Here is a 19886-nt window from a genome sequence, read left to right as displayed (position 1 = left end):
CGAACCGGATGCGGAACAATTGTGGAAATGTTCCGGACCGTCGAGAAGAGCCGATTCGAGGAGGGATCGGATTGTCAGCTGAGTTTGTCGAGCGCGCCGGTGCTGTCTCCGAAGGTCTTGTGGTCCAGACCATGCTGTTGTTGAAGCATGGTCAGATACAGGTTACACAGCGGCGTGTCTTTTTCATACCGGATGCGGCGTCCCGGACGGACGAATCCATTCCCGCGACCCGCCAGAATGATCGGCAGGTTGTGATTGTCGTGGCTGTTGCCGTCCCGCAGCGTGGAGCCGAACATCACCAGGCTGTGGTCGAGCAGGGAGCCGCCCGCTTCCGGAAGTGACTTCATCTTCTCCAGCACATAGGCCAGCTGCTCGAAGTGCCACGTGCCGATTTTCTCGTACTGCAGCAGCTTGTCTTCTTCATTGCGATGATGCGACAGCCCGTGGAAGCTGCCGTTGACTCCGTCGAGGAACGAGAAGTTCCGCCCGGTCTGCGCGTTGCCGAACATGAAGGTCCCGACGCGCGTGGTGTCGGTCCAGAAGGCGAGCACCATGATGTCGAGCATCAGGCGGACATGCTCGATGTGCTGCTCGGGGACGCCGGCCTTCGGACGCTTCACATCGAAACTGTTGTCGTTGATCCAGCGCTTCTGCGGCTTGAGCGAGGTTTCAATCCGACGTTCAATGGAACGGACCGATTCGAGATACTCATCGAGCTTGGCCCGGTCGCTGACGCCGACCTGGTTACGCAGCGACTTCGCGTCTTCCCGAACGAGGTCAAGCACGCTGAGATCATCGCGAGCCAGCGACTTCTGCACTTCGGGATGCTGCGTGGTGAAGCCCGACAGAACGGGCGTCGCCGGTCCGGTCCGGAAGAGTCGGTCAAAAGCGAGCTGCGGAAGAATTTCCTTCGGCACCGGCGTATGCGGATCGCGCCAGGCGATATGCGATCCATAAATGCGAGTGAAGCCGCCACCGATGTTGTCCACTCCGGTGTAGGCTTCGTCGACACCGAGTTCGAATGAAGGGAGGGGCGTTCCCTGACCAACGGTGGACGCCAGCACCTGATCGACGGAGATGCCGCCGGTGTCCATATCGCGGCCGGATGTGCGAACGACGTATCCCCCTGAGAGAAACGCCGGCACTTTCGGCCAGTGTCCATTGCGACCCGAGGTCTGTTCGTTCCACAGATTTTCCAGCAGCGTGATCTCACTCTTCACGTTCTTCAGCGAAGCGAGCATCGGCGTGAGCTCGAACTGCTCGTCGTCTCCCGGCGGCGTGTAGTGATCGGGGCGAACGCCGTTCGGCATGAACAGGAATGCGTTGCGAACCGGCGGTTTCTCAAGTCGCTCTTCGGCGTTGAGAGCCGGCACCATGGCATCGAGAAACGGAAGGCCGAGGGCGGCTCCGGCTCCACGGAGAACAGTGCGGCGAGAGAGACGTTTGCGGAAAATCGGGACCATGACAATTCCTCCGGCCCGGGACGGGCTCTGCTGGAGAACGCTGCCTGAGACAGCGCCGTGTTGGATTGTGGTTCGCCGGGGTCACGGCATCGGGCGATGTCGATCACGGACGGCAGGCGGGGTCAGGGGCGAAGTGCCCGCTGAATACCGGACGCGGTTTGAATCTGAGGCTGGTTTGATATAGTGCAAAGCTGCTTCGGCCGAGCTCCGAAGCCGGTAGAGCTTATCATATCATCGCTTACGAATACATTAAATCTCAAAAAGGATTGTCATGTCGGAGAAGACTGCCGTCGAACAGGTGCTGGTCGTGCCGACTCTGCTTTTTCACGAAGTGGGTCACTTTCAGGGATTCATGCCCAACACCGAGCCGTACATGAAGACACTCCTCGATCCGATGCACACGTCGTATCGGCCGCGCGATGAAATGGAGCAGGACACAAGCTACAAGCAGCTCATTCCCTACTGTATTTTCATGTGCGAGGGACAGGTGTTCAATTACCGCCGCGGCACCGCTCAGGGCGAAGCCCGTCTGCACAGCAAGCGTTCGGTCGGCGTTGGCGGACACATCTCCACCCTCGACGAGAATGAGTCGGAACACGCCTATATTGTCGGAATGCGGCGGGAAATCGACGAGGAAATCGACATTCAGGCCGAATACACGCAGCGGCTGGTCGGGCTGATTAACGACGACGTGACTGAAGTCGGAAAGGTCCATTTAGGCATTGTTCACATCTTTGAGGTGAATAAGCCGCAAGTTTCGCCCAAAGAAGCGTCGATGATAGAGACAGGATTTACCTCCCCTGCGGAGTTGTTGGAGCAATACGACCAGTTTGAAACGTGGTCTCAGATCTGCATCGATGCCCTGTTCCGCGATCAATCGGGAGAGAACTCAATCGCAGGAGTCGTGTAGCGGCTGAATCCTCCGTCGCCCACGGCTCGATTCGAAACGATTTCGAAATGACGACCGGGCAATGGAGTGTCCCATGCGGCGTGAACATCACAGCATTCTGATGGCTTTGGCCCTGATGTGTACGGCATCGTCGGGCGCCGCTTACGCTCAGTCGAGCGCGTTTCCGGCCTACTATCCGTCCAGTCCGTCTCAGGAGACACCCGTTCGCACGGTCTCCGACAGGTTCCCTTCTGCGGAACCCGCTCCGGCTTCAGTGTCCGCACCGACGAGCAAGTTTCCAACGGGCGAACCGGAGTCGGCTCAGGCTGTGCCGAAACCGTCATTTCCCGTCGATGGAGCCGAGCCTCTGGCGGAATTGCCGGAAGCACCCGAAGGACGTGTTACGTTCCAGGAACTCGGGTCTCTGCTGACGGAGATGAATCTCACGCCGGTCGAAAGCGGGCGGCAGTACGACCTGCAGTATCGAGCAGAACTCGATGAGCAGGAAATCGAACTCTACTTCTCCCTGCGACTCAGCAATGATCAATCCAAGGTCCGCGTCCGCGCCTGGCTCGATCCGCTCCCCGAAGGCAAGATCTCCGAAGAGCATCTGCTGGAACTCCTCGCCGCGAGTGCGGAAATGGATTCCGGCCTGCACTTCGCCTACAGCAAAGACACCCGTCGCTTCCTGCTCGAAAAAGTGATTCCGAGTAGAGGCGTGACGAAGAACGAACTCGACGCCGCCATGCACGGCGTGTCCCAGGAAGTCGCCAACACCTGGCTGCTCTGGGCGACTTCGGAATGGTCATCGAACAAGGCTCCCGTAACCCGTGAAGCCGAACTCGACTCCCGCTCCATTCTCCAGGGCGAACAGTTCGAAATGCCGATCCGACGGTAAGACCGACTGGAGACTGCGAGTCTGTTGAACGAATCACAACGGCGGCTTTCGAGCCGCCGTTTTTCATTGGGTTCCCTCCCTTCGATTTCAACCCACCGAAGGATGGCCCAGAGACTCATCTCTGGATGACACAGCCACAAACGGCTTGTCTTGAGCGTCCTTCAATCAGTCGACTTGCGATTGCATTCCGTGGTCCTGTCCCAGGTCACCCGATGTCAATCTCCAGTTCAACGCCCCCATCCCGAGTGTCTGGAAATGGGGTTACTGCTCCAGTCAATGCGAAAAGCCCGACCTGAGATCAGGCCGGGCTTTTCTTCATCAGAGGGGAGATCGATTCAGCGGCTTATTCGAATTCGGCTTTGGGACGTTCCGGACGATCGCCACCTTCACCACGGGGGCGGCCTTCACCGTCGCGAGGACCACGTCCGCCTTCACCGGGGCGTCCACCGCCCTGGCGGAAGCGATCGAACATCTGCTGCATTTCGGTGGCATCAACAAAGCCATCGGCATTCGTGTCGATCCGGTCGAAACCTTCCCGCATACGTTCTGGGGCTTCTTCCTTGCTGACTTTACCGTCGCCGTCCTTGTCCATCTCCTTGATCCGGTCGGCCATGCTCTGGTTGGCCTGATCGCGGAACCGCTCCATCATCTGCTGCATGTCAGACTCATCGATGAAGCCATCGCCATTGGCGTCCATGCGATCGAAGTTCTCCCGCATGCGTTCCGGGGCTTCTTCTTTGCTCACTTTGCCGTCTTTGTTCTGGTCGAACTGACTGAGCATGTTGCTGAAGCCGCCCGGACCACCAGGACCACCGCCAAAGCCGCCGCGTCCACCCTGGCCGCCGTCGCGAGGCCGGTCGAACTCTTCACCGGTCAGGACGCCGTCGTTGTTGGTGTCGAGCGATTTGAGGGCCTTGGTGGCGTTGGCAATCTCTTCCGCCGAGATCTTGCCATCGCTGTTGGCATCGAGAGCGCGAATGATCGGAGGAGGTTCCGGACGTCCATCACGTCCGCCGAAGCCTCGGCCGTCGCCACGACGTCCACCGTCGCGGTCGCCATCACGATCACCCTCACGTGGGCGGTCTCCGGGACGCCCGTCGCGATCTCCTTCGCGCGGCGGACGACCATCGCGGTCTCCTTCCGGCGGTTGAGCCATGACCAGTGAGCAACCCAGCAGAGCGGCCATCAGGCCGCCACCCAGGAATGTCTTACGCATCTTCGTCTCCTGTCTGTTTTATCGCATAAACCCGAACGTGGGGAGCAGTTCGTGAATCGCTCAGTGGTGTCTCAGCGATGCTGCTGAATCATTAAACCCCAACTCTTCCGCTGTGGTTTCGCAAAAAATTCCCCGCTCTGCGAGCATAACCGATTCGATCGCTTCGGCAATGGGCGAATGTGCACGCGTCTTCCACGCGCAGGCCAGACAGGAGAGTCTTGAAATCGCCAACGGAAAGTTCGAGAATCACGGGCGATACTCTTTACGTCGCAGCGGCAACGCTCAGCGGCGACCATCCAGCCACAGGGGCATGCGCCATGTCGGAACCGGAAGATCAGAAGTCCGAACGGGCGGCCTGGCCTTTGATGATCCTTTTCGGACTGATCGCGATCTACTTCGGCGTCTTTGCCGCGATCACAATCGACGAGATGGTTCTTAAAACGTATTTCATCAGTCAGAACATTCCGCTCAGCCCTGGCGCGGAGCAGTTCATCGTCACGATCTACTGGCCGATCCTGAAGCTGTTTCGCATCATGTGAGGCATCGCGTCAGTTCTTCAGATCGTACTCTTTGATCTTCCGGTACAGCGTCCGCTCGCCGATGCCGAGCATCGAGGCGGCTTCTTCCCGTTTGCCGCCGGTCAACTCCAGCGCCTGCTCGATGTAGTACTTCTCAACGTCGCGAAGCTGCCGACCGACGAGTTGATCGGCTCCCGCGATCTCCGTCCCGGTCTTCTCGGCGTCTTCGTTTTCGACCCAGCCTTCCGGAACAATTTCTTCCGGCAGGTCGTCGACATCGAGGACCCCGTCGGTATCAAGCAGCACCATGCGTTCGACCGCGTTTCGCAACTGCCGAATGTTCCCCGGCCACTCGTAGGACATCATCGCCTGACGGGCGGCTCGCGAGGGGCCGGTCGCTTCCTTGTCGTACCGCTTGCAGTTGTCTTTCACGAAGTGATCGATCAGCAGCGGAATGTCGACCCGACGTTCCCGAAGTGGCGGCAGATAAATCGTGATGACCTGCATCCGGTAATACAAATCGCGACGGAACGTACCCTTCTCGACCATCTCCTGCAGCGGAGCATTGGTCGCTGCAACCAGGCGAACATTGATCGTCTTTTCTTCATTCGTGCCGAGCCGGGTGATCTTCCGGTCTTCCAGCACACGCAGCAGTTTGATCTGCGTATCCATCGGCATCTCGCCGACTTCATCGAGAAACAGCGTGCCGCCGATCGCGTATTCGAACTTGCCGATTCGCTTGGTCGAAGCCCCGGTAAACGCCCCCGGCTCATGTCCAAAGAGTTCACTCTCCAGAATGCTTTCCGGAAGAGCCGAGATGTTCAACGGCACGAACGGTTTGTTCTTGCGGTCGCTGTTCTGGTGAATGGCCCGGGCGACGAGTTCTTTCCCGGTTCCGCTTTCGCCCTGAATTAGCACGGTCGCATCGGTCGGAGCCACGTTCTTCAGCTTCTCGATGACCTTATGCATCGCCGGGCTGTTGCCGATCACCCCTTCAAAGCCGAACTTTTCATCGAGCCGCCGGTTCAGTTCCGCGTTCCGACGAATCAGCCGGACTCGCGTTGCCGCTTTTTCCACGGCTTTACGCAGTTCATGGATATCGAGCGGCTTGGTGAGGTACGTGTAGGCTCCCCCCTGCATCGCGGCCACAGCCGAGTTAATCGTCCCGTGCCCGGTCAGCAGAATCACCTCGGCATCCGGCAGTTCATTCTTGGTCCGCTCGAGAATGTCGAGACCGTCGTACTCGTCCATCATCAGGTCGGTCACGACGACGTCGTAGTTCTCGCTCTCGATCAGCTCCACGGCCTTGCGGCTCTCGCTGCAGACGGTGCAGTCGCAGTTGATCTGCTTCAGGGCGTCCGCAACCGCCTGTGCGTGCGGTTCATCGTCATCGACGACCAGCACACGGATCGCAAAGCGATTCAGATCTGTCGTATCAGCTGGCATGCGAGCAAGCTTGTCTGGTCAGAAGGGGTTTCGCCGTCGTTGACGACGGGTGGGATTTCGATAGTGATATCCGGGTTCTATCTACTCTGATGAGCCGCCTCGGCCATGCTGCGGGCCAAGGCTTCGATTTCCTCCAGCGCTTCGTCGAACGATTTCTCTCCATCCGCCGACTTCTGCAGAGATTTGACGATCCCCGAGCCGACAATGGCTCCATCGGCGACATCCCGCAGCGGGTCCAGATGCTCCGGTTTGCTGATCCCGAACCCGACCACAAGCGGCGTCTCGGTCTGTTCCTTCAGCTGCCGTAACTGGGTGATCAGGTTCTCTGAGACGCTCGCCCGTTCCCCGGTCGTGCCCGCCACTGCGATGCAGTAAATGAAACCGCTCGAATTGGCGACAATTTCCTTCGTGCGAGCCGGCGTGGTGGTCGGAGCGAGCAACTGAATCAGATCCATCCCGGCGGCTCGAATCAGCCCCGACAGTTCGGCTGCTTCCTCCGAGGGCAGATCAGGTACGATAAACCCACTGAAGCCGGCTTCTTTGGCCTGTTCCAGGAACCGTTCCGGGCCGTGCCGGAAGATAATGGCGAACGACACCATGGCGATCAGCGGCGGCAATCCGTCAGCTTTCATGCTGCCCACAAGGCCGAAAATGCCGTCGACGGTCACCTTTCCGGTGAGAGCCCGGGTGTAAGAGGCCTGAATGACGGGGCCATCGGCAATGGGGTCGCTGTAGGGAAAGCCGATCTCAATCGCATCGGCTCCGGCGGCTGCCAGGCAGGTCAGGAGCTTTCGCGTCCCTTCCAGATCAGGATCCCCGGCGGCGATAAACGGCAGAAACGCCAGCTGTCCCTGAGCACGTCGCTCCCGAAAAACGGCTTCGATGGGGGAACTCGTCTGCGTCATGGAAGAACAAATCTGGCTTTGAGGACAGGAATCGGGGACCGTACCCACAATTTCAGGGGTGAAACGACGGTTATCGAGCATCGACACCCAAAAATCAAGCCTCCCCGACCTCCCGCCCGCCCGACCGAACATTCTCCGCACGATCCCTTCCAATTGGCCACCTGCGCGAACTTAAACCCTTGAACCGGGGTCTCTTCCGACAGACCTGCATCGTTTTTCACCAACTTTCTTGACGAACGGCTCCCGGCAAAGTAACTTTCCCCCATCAGCCCACCGGCTGACCCAACCGGTCCTGTAGCTCAGTTGGTTAGAGCGCTTGCTTGACATGCAAGAGGTCACAGATTCGAGTTCTGTCAGGACCACTTTTTAAAAGCCGCACCTCGCTTGAGGTTGCGGTTTTTTTTGTGCGCGGGATTCATTAGTGATCAGGTGTCCCTGAAAGTCAGGCCGCGAGGGTGGGATTTTGAGCTGCCGTTGGACGGGGTTCTCATTGAGATTGGACGCACCATGAACGGACGTCCGTCCATGGACAACTGCCTGTTGCTGCGCACCCGGAGAGAAACCTCCGGGCCATTCCGCCGAATGGATCAAGGTCTTTCCTGAACACGCTCCGTTCAAAGGCGACGTGATCATTCATCACCATGTCGATTTCGGTCGATATGCGATTCCCGTTCCCGGAAAGACACATGTTGGTTCCGGTGGCATCTGGCATACAAAGTGAGCTACAGTGAATTCCATGCTTGAAATTACAGAGATTCAGACTCGGCTGGAGGACCAGTTCCTTCCTCTTGAACCGATGTTGACAGGCTTTCGACTCTTACCCTCGGAAGTCACACAAGATGACATTGAGCATTTCCAGCATCAGTTGAATACCGTTCTTCCTGAACAATTCGAGTCGATGTTACGACGTTTCGACTTCGGTAGATTCACAATAGGGCCAATCGCTTTTTGCAACACGGGAGATTTCTTGGCTTGGCTCTGTGAGAACAATCAAGATGGTTCTGCAAATGAATATCCGTGGTGGGGTTCGGGAGCACGACCGAGCGACCTGCTCCTGATCGCAAACTCCGACCCTTACGCAGTGCTCTTGAATTGCAAGGCTGGCCTTGTGTCCGTGTTCAAACACGGTGAGTCATGGAATGACCACATGATTGTTGTGGCCGATGCATTTGAACCGTTCATTCGAGGTTTGGGCACAACGTTTCTGGAGAGGAATGAGCAGGGGGGTAATTCGTCTTTAGCAGACGAGGTGTCAAATGAAGTCGGCGGTGGGAGAGGCAATGCCTTTTGGCGTTGGTTTGCTAAATGAGGCCGTCGGCTTCTGCATCACGATCTTCGCTGGCTGCGCAGGCTTGTAAGGCACAACCAGTGCTGGTTGAGCAGGCTTCCACGGCTTGAACACCGGCACGCCAGACGGCGGCGGTTTGGGCTTTTTGCTCAACCTCTTGTTCATCGCTGAATTTCTCGGCAACGGGTTCGCAGGCGACATCCCTTTCAGCCTACCATCGGCGTTGAGCAACAGCCCTTCTTGTTGCTGCCGTTCTCTCAGCCATTCGTGAAACGTCTTCATGCTGGTATCTACGCTTGGGCTGTGCCACTCCCGTGCGTACGTGAGCGGCTGCGGTGGGCATAGAGAAAAAGCACCAGGCGACCTCGATGTTGGGGTGACGATCTTTCGCTCCAGTTGTTTGACGTCGAACCGATGCTACGGGACCTTTGAAATGCCTTCCTATAGGCAGAGGCAAAAGGTGTATCTGGATCCAATTGCTGTCTGGCTTGTGCTTGTGTGCCGCAGTCGCCTGGAGCCCAGAAAAGCAGGCTTTCTCGCGGGACGGTTCCGCTCAGAATTCTCCGATCACTTCTCCTTCAGCAATCGTGCCGAGCGCTCCCCAGACGCCGTAGGGGCTCGGGCCGGACGTAGGGCCGCCAGGGCTTCCGGGAAGAGGAATACTCGGATCACCGGAGTCGATATTCTCGCTGATGAATCGCACACTTCCATCGGCCAGGACAGCGTTCACGCCCCCGGAATGCCAACGGCTGGATGTCGGGCAGCTGGTGTCACGGCTGCTCGCAGCGAGATCACGGCATCGTCTACTGAAGCCCAGTCTGCAGGGATCCTGACTGGGCCGGGCGATGCCGCTGGGCGGATAGCGAACTTTGGTTCGCTTCCGGGATCGCCGAATTAAGACATGCTTCGGTGTTTATGCTTGCTCTTGAAGGTACGGCTTGTCAAGATGACTGGCTGTGTGTTCATCACTGTCTTTCGAGAGGGCTGGAATGGCTGAAGAAACCTATGCTTCGCGGAGTGGTCGGGTTGTGATTACGGCCGGGGTGAAAAAGACGATTATCCTGGGAGCCTTCAAAGGGCAGTCCAAGGGGGTATATCGCATCTTCAATGGCGGCAAGAACGGATCCGCGGTCGAGGTGTTTGAAGGGAACAACCCGAACGCTGTGCACGAGTTGGACTGGAAGGATTCGGTCGATGTCGTTGTGGGGAATGACCAGATCAGTGTGAAAGCGGGTGGCACTGACGCCGAGATTGTTTACGACCTCGTGGCAGCTGTAAGTTGATCGCCCGTTGCGGCGTCGTTCTGCCGCGACAGTACGGACTGTGATCCGCGACTTCTTGGTGGGCGGGACGAGGTCCTATCACTTCGACGGCTTCCATGCGACATCGGCGATCGCAAGCGGCTCAGCGTTTAATCGCCGGGACGCGGTTCTGTGTGTATGGACAGATCGCCCGTCCGCGGTGGACGTTCATCCGGCAATCTGGCGGACGATCGGTCGATGGAATGGGGGAAATCCTGAAGCTGGGTCTTTCCAGCCGAGTGGCACACATCGTGCTCCTTTCATGTTCCAGTCCGGGACATTTGAGTCCGGACTCGTTGAACGAACAGGAGACGAGCCATGAGAGATCCAATTGTTGGTGTATTCCCGTCCGCTTCGCAGGCCCAGGCGGCTCAGACCCAGATTTGTGGGGTGGGGCCTGTGGGGTTGAAGTCCCGAGCCATGGGAGCGTGTGCCCGGATTTATCGACGCCGAGATTTGACTCGCCCGCTGATTCCCGGGAAAGTCTCGCTGCAACTCGGGGTGTTGGCTCTGGTGGGGTTGATTGGCGGCCTGATTATTCTGCAGACCTTTGAGCTCGCCACGGTGCCGTTTCTGGCAATTACGGTCATTGGCGGCGTGATCATTTTTCTGGCGTTCGCCGCCGTCATGCTGCGTCGAACCAGCGAGCCGGATGTGACCGATCTGCTGAACTCGCGACTCGGGTCCGACGAAGCCGCCGTGGTGGTCGATCTGGACCGGATGGAAGGGACGACGGCTCTCGATGAGCAGGCCGTGCAGACGATCGTGGTACGAAATGGTGGCCACTGCATCGCTCCCGATGAGCACGATCATCACAAGATGGCCCCGTAGATCCGCCAGCACTTCCAACTGGTCAGACCACAGGGTTGGACCGGCTCTGCCGCTTGCAACGCTCTCCGGAGAAGTACCGATTCCGCATGAATTTCCCGACACTGATTCAATCAGCCTACGCTTGAGACTAATGCCGAGCCGATGCTAACTCAGTGGGGGTTGCGGCAGTTCTCCTCGGCAGAATCCGAATCATCCGTCGTACTTTGTCCGAATTCACGTCGTTCGGACGGAGGCGGCACCGTCGTTTTTGCAGTTTTTACAACGAACGGGCGATGGTTTCGGGGTTTACCCATTCTGCGGAGTTGAGATACAGTTTCATCCCCTCAAACCGACCAGATCCAGTCCTCTCGACTCCTTCACAAATGGTATGTGCGCCATGGAATACTCATTGAAGCCACTATCCAAAACCTGTGCCGCCTCTGGCGAACCCCTTGTGCCGGGCGATCTGTGCTATTCGGTGCTGATCGAACAGGACGGGCGCTATGAGCGTCTCGATTTTGCCTCGGAAGCCTGGTCCGGTGTGCCGGAAGGAGCCGTGGGCGTGTGGCGGACGGAAGTTCCTCAGCCGGAGTCGAAGCCTAAAGGCTATCTGGATCTCGATCGCCTGTTCGATCTGTTCGCCCAGTACTGCGAGCAGGCCAACGACTATCAGAAGAAGCTTCGTTATGTGCTCGCCCTGCTGTTGATTCGCAAGCGACGTCTGTTGCACGAGTCGACTCTGGAAGTGGAAGGTCGACAGATGATGCAGCTTCAAGGAGCTCAGGGTGAAGGGGCTTTCGAAATTCCCGAAGAAGAACTGAGCCAGGTCGAAATGTCGCGGCTGCAGTCCGAGATCCATACACTGGGACAGGAACCGCTGCGACGCGCGGCGTAACGCTGCGGTGACAGATCCAGCGACCGATATCGTTGTCGATGCCAGTCGCATTCAGGGCAAGGAGGCCGCGGTGACGAAACGCACAGCTCAGGCAGAGAAACTGTTCTGCTGCATGCTGCTGCTGTGCGCCTGCGTGCTGCCCGGCTGTGGCACGTCGTCATGGGGTGTTCGATCCCAGTGGACCTCGATGCTGCACCGCTCGTCGAAAATTGCTCCCGAGGCCACCAAAGATCAGATCGTGACTCAGGTCAACGAATCGCTGGTGCCCATTCACGCCTGGCGGGCGACATCCGCTCAGGTCAACGTGAGTGGGATTCTCGTCCCACTGAAAGCCATGGTTGCCGTTGAGGAGCCGAATCATCTGCGGCTGACGGTGTCCAGCGGACTGGCCGGCCCTGAACTTGACCTCGGCTCGAACAACAGCGGCATCTGGTTCTGGATGCGGCAGGCCGAGCCCAAGGCGATCCTCTCGGTCAGTCATGAGAATCTGACCGCGGTCCAGCGGGACTTCCCGGTGCCCGTGCAGCCGGAATGGCTGATGGAAGTGCTTTGCGTCAAGCCGATCGATGCCTCGAAGGCCGAGCTTGTTCGCAATCCCGATCAACCTTACACCGTGAAACTGGTCAGTCACCACACCAACGAGAGTGGGGTGACGGTCCGCAAGATCTCGACGATTGATCTGCGGAAAGCCGAAGTGACCGGGCATGAACTTTACGATGCGGAGCACCGGTTAATCGCCAGCGCCGAGCTGTCGAACTACAAAGAGTTTCCGAACACGACCGCGCGACTGCCGCATAAGATCTCGCTCCGCTGGGAACAGCAGGACATGCAAATGACGCTGTCGTTAAACGGCGTCGAGATCAATCCGCCGCATATGCCCTCCGCGATCTGGGACATCCCGCAGATGGCCGAGTATCCGGTTCATGAACTGGGGCCGAAACAGCTGCTTCCTTCGGACAGCATTGCCAAACGTTCGTTGCGGGATAAGCCGAAGGCGATCACCGAGTACGAACTCGATGAGCCAAGCGGCGCCTGGATGCAGAATCAGACGATCAAAATGCCGCAGGAAGCCTCGACCGCTGCCGGAAATCAGGTCGAGCCAGCCGGCCATGCCAGCGTCTCGGCTCCATTCACAGCGCACGAAATGCCGGCCGCTCAGCCGACGGACAAACGGGAACGACCGTCGCCCTTCTTCCAGCCAGACGATGAGCTGCCGACGCCTCGACCTGCAGAGCCGGAAGTCGATGACGACACCCCGGTCTGGGCTCGTCCGCGACCAGAGACGACGCAACAGCCCGAACGCAAATCGCGCGACGAGCTGATCATCCAGTAAGCCTCGACCGACTTCCGGTCAGCGGGAACTCTCAAGCATTCTGCTGAATGCGAGCGGCGGCCAGCGTGTTTTTCAGCAGGTTGGCGATCGTCATTGGCCCGACGCCTCCGGGAACCGGTGTGATCGCTCCGGCGACTTCCGCGACGGGCCCGTATTCGACATCGCCCACAAGTTTGTCATCGACCCGATTGATTCCGACGTCGATCACAATTGCTCCCGGTTTGACCATGTCGGCGGTGACGAAGTTCGCCTTGCCGATCGCCGCGATGAGAATATCGGCCTGCTTCGTGAGAGCGGGGAGATCGCGGGTGCGACTGTGGCAGATCGTCACTGTGGCATCGGCTCCACGCTGCATCAGCAACAGGCCCATCGGCTTGCCGACAATCTCGCTGCGGCCGAGCACCACGGCATGCATGCCGGCGGTCGATTCACAGACTTCGCCGATCAGCTGCATGCATCCAGCTGGAGTGCAGGGGAGAAAGCGGGGGCGTCCCTGAACGATGCGGCCGACGTTTTCGGGATGAAACGCGTCGACGTCCTTCAGCGGTGAAACCGAGTCGAGGATCGACTGCTCATCGATCTGCTTCGGCAACGGGAGCTGAACGAGAATGCCGTGCACGCCGGCGTCGTTGTTTAGCTGGTCGATCAGGGTGAGCAGTTCTTCAGTTGTGGTTTCATTCGGAAGCCGATGCAGAGTGCTTTGCATTCCGGCGGCTTTGCAGGCGCGTTCCTTATTGCGGACGTAAACCTGGCTGGCCGGATCTTCGCCGACGAGCACGACAACCAGATGCGGCTGCACTCCGGTGGAGCTGGTGAAGCTCTCGACTTCGCCTTTGGTCTGTTCGCGAAGACGAGCAGCCAGGCCTTTCCCGTCGATGACAGTGGCGGGCATAGTGCGATTCCTTTGTCAGATCGAACGGGCGGTGTCAGATAATGTAAATCAGCGGGAACAGGAAGATCCACACCAGGTCGACGAAGTGCCAGTAGAGCCCAATGTTCTCGATATATGTGGCTGCCGACTGCTTCAACCAGGGGCCGCGGATCAGCACGGTCAGAAACAGGAACATCCCGATGATGACGTGTACGGCATGGGTGCCGGTGATGAAGAAGTAGGTCGAGGCGAACAGGTTTCCGTACTTGATCGGATGCGGCTCGTGCACATTCTCCAGATGCGGAGCGAACCGGGGATCGGCTTCCAGGAAGTCGAGTCCGCCAGCGACGCCATGCTCAGCCAGTGAGGCTTCCAGTGTCGCGGCGGCATGCGATTCGGAATGATCGTGAGGCTCTTCGCCGTGCGAGTCCTCGCCGTGAAGTGTGACCCGTCCGCCGGAGACTTCTTCGCGAATTTTGTCGATGGCATTCGCGAAATCGAGCCAGGCGACGAGATCCTCCGGAGCATTGTCGCCGGCTTCGGTCAGCTTCTGTTGAATGAGCGACCGCTTCTTGAAGATCGTGTCTTCGCCTTCGGGCATCAGGTCGTTCGTCCAGGCGTCGGCTGCGGCCTGGAGTTCTCGCGTGACTTTCAGCATCGCCGCCGCATCGTTCTCAGCGATATGACCGGGGATAATGTCGTGATCGAACTTGCCTTTGTACTCTACCGATTTGATACCAAGGAACAGGCAGCCAAGCAGCAACGCACCCAGCAGCGAAAGTTGCGTCCGGCGGATGTTGTTCCGCTGAATCGAGTCGTGAGCGAGGACGACCAGGAAGCTGGAGCAGATCAGCACGAACGTGTTCACGCCGCCGGCAAAGACGTTGATGTGCGTCACTTCCGGATCGGTCGGCCAGCCCGGCGAACCAAATCGCAGCACGATATAGGAACCGATCAGTCCGGTGAAGAACATGATCTCGGTTCCGAGAAACAGCCACATGGCCAGCTTGGAGTTGGGAATCGGCAGGCCCATCCGAGGCGGGGCGGGATGCTCGGCTACAGAAGATTCCATGCAGGTCAGTCCGAAGTTCTTTGTGGGATTTGCAATTCAACAGGAAGCAGGAACTTCCGACAGGGTGGCACAGACATTCCTGTCTGTGCGAAATCGACGTCCGGCTTTCAATGACACTGTAGACGGTCCAACATTCACTGGCGGAGCCAGCGGCACTCCTTGCATTTATCCGAGATAACTGCAGGCGAAGGCTGTCAGGATGATCGGCAGATAAAACAGCGAGCAGAACAGCAAACGCCGGGCGTTCGGCCGGGTTTCATTCAGGGCGAATCGGATCGAGTAACCAAGGTACGTTACGCCGAGGAGTGTCGCAATCACGGAATAGACCGGGCCGGTCATGCCGTAGTAAGACGACATCAGACTCACCGGGATCAGCAGCACGGCAAACGCGACGGCCAGCAGTCCGGTGACGGTGCGAGCCGGGATCTGATTCGGCAGCATGTACAGGCCAGCCCGGGCGTACTGCTCACGGTACATCCAGGCGATGGCGAAAAAGTGCGGGAACTGCCACACGAACATAATCGCGAACAGGCAGAGCGGATCCATCGTCAGCGACTGTCCCGAGGCGGCCCAGCCGAGAACCGGAGGCAGCGCTCCCGGAATGGCTCCGATGGTGGTGCAGAGGGAACTGAACCGCTTCATCGGTGTGTAGATGCCGACGTACATCACCAGAGTCGCCAGCGTCAGCACGGCGGTCAGCGGGTTGACGAACAGCAGCAGATGCAGCGAGCCGTACAGGCCGCAGATCGAACCGAAGATCATCGCTTCCGTCGACGTGATGCGACCGGCGGGCAGCGGACGATTCTGTGTCCGCTGCATGAGAGCGTCGGTTCGCTTCTCGTAAACCTGATTGAACATGCTCGAGGCAGCTGCGACCAGGCCGATGCCACACAGGGCATTCAGGAGCGTAATAATCTGAAAATCACCCCGGGAGCCGAGCAGGTAACCGACTGTCACGGTGGCCAGCACCATGATCGAAATTCGCAGCTTCGAGAGCTCGACGTAGTCGGTCAGCTTGGCCTTCCATGCAGGAACGGCAATCGCCTCGACCGGCATCTGTGGGGGAGTCGGAATCTGACTCACGATAAACTCCTGATTAACCAGGTCGAACTTCGACCTCTAAGCATCATCCGGGCGGATGATGAACGTCTCGAATCGATTAAAAACTTCACGAAGGGCCGCCCCGGTCGCGGGGCACCCACTGACTGCTGGAAACGCTTCAGGTTGTCGACGCCTGAGGCCGCTGGACCCGGGCCACGCGATACGTGCGGGCGGTCAACACGGCTGTGGAGCCAACAACCAGCACGCCCGTAATCATGTGGAACGTGCGGGACAGAATCTGACCGGTCGACTCGGCGACGGCCACGATTCCCATTGAGGGAACGCCAAACTTCATGGCGTAGGCGAACAGTCCCAGGAAGACCTGCAGCCCGACAAGAAACAGCACGAGCAGCATGCCTCGCTTCAACCAGCTCACTTTGGTGCGGAACATCATCCAGCTGACAACAGCCACGACAACCAGAGCCAGCAGGCCCAGTCCGAGGTGTTCGTGAATGGGGGAACGCGAAACGCCGACCGGATGGCGGATAATGCCGCCGAGTGCATACTGAACGATGAGGTAACAGAAGAAGAACGTCGAGGCGATCTTCGCCCCCTTGAGCGAACGGTCCGTCTGCAGTTGTTCGGTGTTGTACCAGCGGGGCGAGGCGATCGTCGCCGTCACGGCCATCATCGAAAAGACGATCGAAGCGAACAGCCCATGCAGCATCGCCAGTTCGGGCATCCGTTCGAGCACGCGGAAGCCGCCGATGAGCCCCTGGCCGATCACAGCCAGCAACACGATCGGACCGAGCCAGGCGAGTGTGCGGGTCGACTTCTTCGTCAGGCAGAGAACGGCCAGGATGATCGAGGCGATGCCGATTACCACGCCCGCCAGACGGTGCCCATGTTCCAGAAACTTGTCCCAACTCTCGCGGTTGGTCCCCATATCCTGCAGCAGTGAGAGCCAGGGATAGCTGAGCATGCTGTATTCATCGGAGCCGGGCCAGTTCGGGAAGGCCATGCCCGCGTTTGCAGTCGTCGTCATGGCGCCCAGCACGATCGGAAGCAGTGCCAGCGCCGTCGTGACGACGGCGAAGACATGGATCCAGTGGCTGGGGGTTTTGACGTCGGTACTCATGATTGACTTTCTGCCCGCGAGGATTCCGTGTTTGCGGGCGATCCCATCATTCTAGGCGGTCGTCGCTGAAGACGAACTGACGATTTCACGTTCTGTCTGCGGCCAGTAGTCCTGGTCGGTCCGTTCCGGAGAACTGTATTCGTAGGGCCCCCGGTAAACGAGCGGGATCTCTTCGAAGTTCCCGTGTGGCGGCGGCGACGGTGCGACCCACTCCAACCCGTTGGAGTTCCACGGGTTACGCGGAGCCTTCTTGCCCCAGATGAGGCTGCCGAACACGTTGATGAGCAGCAGAATCTGGGCGGCTCCCATCAGGATGGCCGAGTAGGTCATGAACTGGTTGAGCGGCAGCAGATGCTCGAGATACTCGTGCAGATACGGGTTGGCGTATCGACGAGGCATCCCGGCGATCCCGAGCATGTGCATCGGGAAGAAGGTGCCGTTCATGCCGATGAATGTCAGAACAAAGTGCAGCTTGCCAAGCGGCTCGCTCATCATTCGTCCGAACATTTTCGGATACCAGAACTGGATGCTGGCAAAGATACCGAAAAGGGTCGCCCCGAACAGGATGTAATGGAAATGTGCGACAATAAAGTACGTATCGTGGATGTAGATATCGACCGGCACAGCCGCCATGAAGATCCCGCTCAGCCCGCCGACGATGAACATCGACACGAACGCGATCGAATTCAGCGTCACCGTGTTGAACTCAATATGACCGCCCCAGATGGTGCCGATCCAGTTGAAGACTTTAATCGCCGAGGGGAGGGCGATCATGATCGTCGCCACCATGAATGTCATACCCAGAGCCGGGTTCATGCCCGAAATGAACATGTGGTGGCCCCAGACGATGAAACCAAGACCGGCGATCGCCGACATGGAATAGATCATCGGGCGGTAGCCGAAGATCGGCTTGCGGCACATGCAGGAGAGCATGTCGGAAATCATGCCCATCGCCGGCAGCAGCATGATGTACACGGCCGGGTGAGAGTAGAACCAGAACAGGTGCTGCCAGAGCAGCGGCTGTCCGCCTCCGACGGTTGGCTCGGCGTCGTTCACGGTGATTCCGGCGGGCACGAAGAAGCAGGTGCCGAATTCGCGATCGGCAATCAGCATCAGCCCGGCTGCGGTGAGAACCGGCAGAGCAAACGCCTGCAGAATCGCGGTGATGAACATCGCCCAGATTGTGAGGGGCATCCGGAAGAAGGTCATGCCGGGAGATCGCATGTTGATGATGGTGGTCATGTAGTTGACCGAACCCATCATCGAAGAGACCCCGACAAACGTGATCCCCATCAACCATAGTGTCTGGGCAAATCCAGACCCCGGGGCGGCATCGTACAACGCAGCCAGAATCGGATAGGACGTCCAGCCGGCCGCCGGACCTCCTTCATAAAACAGACTCAGTCCGAAGCAGGCAACCGCCGGCCACATGAACCAGTAGCTCATCATGTTGAGCTTTGGGAAGGCCATATCGGGGGCGCCGATCATCAGCGGAATCAGGAAGTTCCCGAACGCACCGGCCAGGATCGGAATAATCACCAGGAAGACCATCACCGTGCCGTGCATGGTGAAGAGCATGGTGTAGAACTCCGGAGTGATCTGTCCGCCGGAGGCTTCGAAGAAGGCTTTATTCACGAACGGCATCTGCGTGTTCGGGAAGGCGAGTTGCCAGCGAATTGCCAGCGCGAAAGCTCCCCCGATCAACAGCAGGAAAATCGTCGTGAACAGGAACTGAATCCCGATGACCTTATGGTCGGTCGAGAAGATGTATTTGGTGATAAACGACTGGCGATGCCCATGCGCGTGCTGCGAATGGGTGTCCTCCGTCGAGTGGTCGGGTTGTGCAGGAGTCTCGCTGGTCACTGGGAAGCTTTCGATTCAGTGGATTCAGTCGCTGTGCCGGGGACGTTACTCAGCCGCAAAGCCGTCGTTGAACTGGGCCTGATGCATCGTCTTCATGAACTCGTCGAACTCTTCGGGCGGATGGGCGACAACTTTCGCACCCATCTTGTAATGGCCCCAGCCGCACAGTTCGGCACAGACCAGAGGATATTCCCCCGGCTCTTTGGCCTCGAACCAGACCGGAATGACCAGGCCGGGCACGGCATCCTGTTTGATCCGCATGGTCGGCAGGAAGAACGAATGCTGGACGTCGATCGTCCGCAGGTGAATCGTCACCGGGCTGCCGGCGGGGACGTGCAGTTCGTTCACGCCGTACATGTCGTCGAGCTGGGGCTTCCGCTGTAACTCTTTGCCGGGAGCAGGGTAGCGAATTCGCCACTCAAACTGCCGGGCATTTACCTCAGCGACAATGTTCTGCCTGGCCGCCTCGGGGTAGGCTTCTTCCATGCGGAACTGAGCCCAGGTTTTCATCTGGTAAAACGCCAGGAAGAGCAGGATCAGACCGGGGATAATCGTCCAGGTCATTTCCAGCTTATGATTGCCGTGCGTGTACCAGGCGCGGCGATCGGCAGGGCGGCTCGATGCGGTCCAGATCACGTAACCCAGAGCGACATGCGTTCCGACAAACACCACGCCCGTGATGATCAGAATCAGGTAGAACAGATGATCGATCTCGCCGCCGAGGGGGGAGTCGGACTGTCCGCTGAGCGGGAAACCCCACTGCAGCTGGGGCGTCAACAGACTGACGATGACCGCGAGAACCGGCCAGATCATCAGAAAGAAAATCCACCACAATCGTTTCACTGAAAAACTCCCCTGCATGCGTCGTCTGTACGCACCGGTTGTTGATTCATCTGGTCTTGTCGCCGGGTGACATGCTCACATTCGCGTGGGCACGTT

At 58.4% G+C, this 19886-nt stretch carries 20 protein-coding genes, 1 tRNA gene and 1 pseudogene; 10 read left to right on the top strand and 12 right to left on the bottom strand.

Going from position 1 to position 19886, the window contains the following annotated elements:
* Nucleotides 1-74: 74 nt before the first annotated feature.
* Nucleotides 75-1463, bottom strand: coding sequence for a DUF1552 domain-containing protein (locus L1A08_RS07835; protein ID WP_238755773.1), 1389 nt, complete (start codon nt 1461-1463; stop codon nt 75-77).
* 271 nt (nt 1464-1734) lie between these two features.
* Here L1A08_RS07835 and L1A08_RS07830 point away from each other — a divergent pair, with 271 nt between their 5' ends.
* Nucleotides 1735-2373, top strand: a complete 639-nt coding sequence (locus L1A08_RS07830) for a phosphoesterase (protein WP_238755772.1) — start codon at nt 1735-1737, stop codon at nt 2371-2373.
* Between the two features lie 73 nt (nt 2374-2446).
* Nucleotides 2447-3250, top strand: a complete 804-nt coding sequence (locus L1A08_RS07825; protein WP_238755771.1) for a hypothetical protein — start codon at nt 2447-2449, stop codon at nt 3248-3250.
* 343 nt (nt 3251-3593) lie between these two features.
* Here the strand turns inward: L1A08_RS07825 and L1A08_RS07820 are convergent, their stop codons facing one another.
* Complete coding sequence (locus L1A08_RS07820) at nt 3594-4466, bottom strand: EF-hand domain-containing protein (RefSeq protein ID WP_238755770.1); 873 nt, start codon at nt 4464-4466, stop codon at nt 3594-3596.
* A gap of 317 nt (nt 4467-4783) precedes the next feature.
* Between L1A08_RS07820 and L1A08_RS07815 the strand changes: the two genes are divergently transcribed.
* The gene (locus L1A08_RS07815; RefSeq protein WP_238755769.1) at nt 4784-5005 is read left to right on the top strand and encodes a hypothetical protein; all 222 of its coding nucleotides are present in this window, start codon (nt 4784-4786) and stop codon (nt 5003-5005) included.
* 9 nt (nt 5006-5014) lie between these two features.
* On the opposite strand, the gene L1A08_RS07810 is transcribed toward L1A08_RS07815, so the two are convergent.
* Both L1A08_RS07810 and trpA read right to left on the bottom strand, forming a co-directional pair.
* Entirely contained in the window at nt 5015-6430 is a 1416-nt protein-coding gene (locus L1A08_RS07810) for a sigma-54-dependent transcriptional regulator (RefSeq protein WP_238755768.1), read from the bottom strand.
* Nucleotides 6431-6507: 77 nt separating this feature from the next.
* Nucleotides 6508-7335, bottom strand: a complete 828-nt coding sequence (gene trpA, locus L1A08_RS07805; protein WP_238755767.1) for a tryptophan synthase subunit alpha — start codon at nt 7333-7335, stop codon at nt 6508-6510.
* Nucleotides 7336-7623: 288 nt separating this feature from the next.
* Between trpA and L1A08_RS07800 the strand changes: the two genes are divergently transcribed.
* The 3 genes and pseudogenes from L1A08_RS07800 to L1A08_RS22955 all read left to right on the top strand — a co-directional run bounded on the left by L1A08_RS07800 (nt 7624) and on the right by L1A08_RS22955 (nt 8644).
* Nucleotides 7624-7697 (top strand) — tRNA-Val (locus L1A08_RS07800).
* Nucleotides 7698-7909: 212 nt separating this feature from the next.
* Nucleotides 7910-8056, top strand: a pseudogene (locus tag L1A08_RS22960) (hypothetical protein); the annotation flags it as partial.
* Between the two features lie 15 nt (nt 8057-8071).
* Nucleotides 8072-8644, top strand: a complete 573-nt coding sequence (locus L1A08_RS22955) for an SMI1/KNR4 family protein (RefSeq protein WP_390896851.1) — start codon at nt 8072-8074, stop codon at nt 8642-8644.
* Here the strand turns inward: L1A08_RS22955 and L1A08_RS07795 are convergent.
* Nucleotides 8588-8905, bottom strand: a complete 318-nt coding sequence (locus L1A08_RS07795) for a hypothetical protein (protein ID WP_238755766.1) — start codon at nt 8903-8905, stop codon at nt 8588-8590. The genes L1A08_RS22955 and L1A08_RS07795 overlap by 57 nt on opposite strands.
* Nucleotides 8906-9176: 271 nt before the next feature.
* Nucleotides 9177-9440, bottom strand: a complete 264-nt coding sequence (locus L1A08_RS07790; RefSeq protein WP_261362799.1) for a DUF1559 domain-containing protein — start codon at nt 9438-9440, stop codon at nt 9177-9179.
* A 172-nt stretch (nt 9441-9612) separates the two neighbouring features.
* Between L1A08_RS07790 and L1A08_RS07785 the strand changes: the two genes are divergently transcribed.
* From L1A08_RS07785 to L1A08_RS07770, 4 genes are all read left to right on the top strand, one after another.
* Nucleotides 9613-9906 (top strand): hypothetical protein, encoded by a 294-nt coding sequence (locus L1A08_RS07785; RefSeq protein WP_238755764.1) that lies wholly within the window; start codon nt 9613-9615, stop codon nt 9904-9906.
* 336 nt (nt 9907-10242) lie between these two features.
* Nucleotides 10243-10755 (top strand): hypothetical protein, encoded by a 513-nt coding sequence (locus L1A08_RS07780; protein ID WP_238755763.1) that lies wholly within the window; start codon nt 10243-10245, stop codon nt 10753-10755.
* Nucleotides 10756-11131: 376 nt separating this feature from the next.
* Nucleotides 11132-11629: a hypothetical protein gene (locus tag L1A08_RS07775; RefSeq protein WP_238755762.1), complete on the top strand. Its 498-nt coding sequence runs from the start codon at nt 11132-11134 to the stop codon at nt 11627-11629.
* A 70-nt stretch (nt 11630-11699) separates the two neighbouring features.
* Nucleotides 11700-12962: a hypothetical protein gene (locus L1A08_RS07770; protein WP_238755761.1), complete on the top strand. Its 1263-nt coding sequence runs from the start codon at nt 11700-11702 to the stop codon at nt 12960-12962.
* Nucleotides 12963-12993: 31 nt separating this feature from the next.
* Here the strand turns inward: L1A08_RS07770 and folD are convergent, their stop codons facing one another.
* From folD to coxB, 6 genes are all read right to left on the bottom strand, one after another.
* The gene (gene folD / locus L1A08_RS07765; protein WP_238755760.1) at nt 12994-13854 is read right to left on the bottom strand and encodes a bifunctional methylenetetrahydrofolate dehydrogenase/methenyltetrahydrofolate cyclohydrolase FolD; all 861 of its coding nucleotides are present in this window, start codon (nt 13852-13854) and stop codon (nt 12994-12996) included.
* 34 nt (nt 13855-13888) lie between these two features.
* On the bottom strand, nt 13889-14905 hold the full coding sequence (locus L1A08_RS07760) for a cytochrome c oxidase subunit 3 (protein WP_238755759.1): 1017 nt from the start codon (nt 14903-14905) through the stop codon (nt 13889-13891).
* Nucleotides 14906-15070: 165 nt separating this feature from the next.
* Nucleotides 15071-15988 (bottom strand): heme o synthase, encoded by a 918-nt coding sequence (gene cyoE, locus L1A08_RS07755; protein WP_238755758.1) that lies wholly within the window; start codon nt 15986-15988, stop codon nt 15071-15073.
* 136 nt (nt 15989-16124) lie between these two features.
* Nucleotides 16125-17084 (bottom strand): COX15/CtaA family protein, encoded by a 960-nt coding sequence (locus L1A08_RS07750; protein ID WP_238755757.1) that lies wholly within the window; start codon nt 17082-17084, stop codon nt 16125-16127.
* A 51-nt stretch (nt 17085-17135) separates the two neighbouring features.
* On the bottom strand, nt 17136-18947 hold the full coding sequence (locus L1A08_RS07745; RefSeq protein WP_238755756.1) for a cytochrome c oxidase subunit I: 1812 nt from the start codon (nt 18945-18947) through the stop codon (nt 17136-17138).
* Between the two features lie 45 nt (nt 18948-18992).
* Entirely contained in the window at nt 18993-19790 is a 798-nt protein-coding gene (coxB, locus tag L1A08_RS07740; RefSeq protein ID WP_238755755.1) for a cytochrome c oxidase subunit II, read from the bottom strand.
* Nucleotides 19791-19886: the final 96 nt, after the last annotated feature.

It is taken from the genome of Rubinisphaera margarita (genome assembly GCF_022267515.1).
Classification (GTDB): domain Bacteria; phylum Planctomycetota; class Planctomycetia; order Planctomycetales; family Planctomycetaceae; genus Rubinisphaera; species Rubinisphaera margarita.
This window is presented reverse-complemented; position numbering and strand designations above follow the sequence as displayed.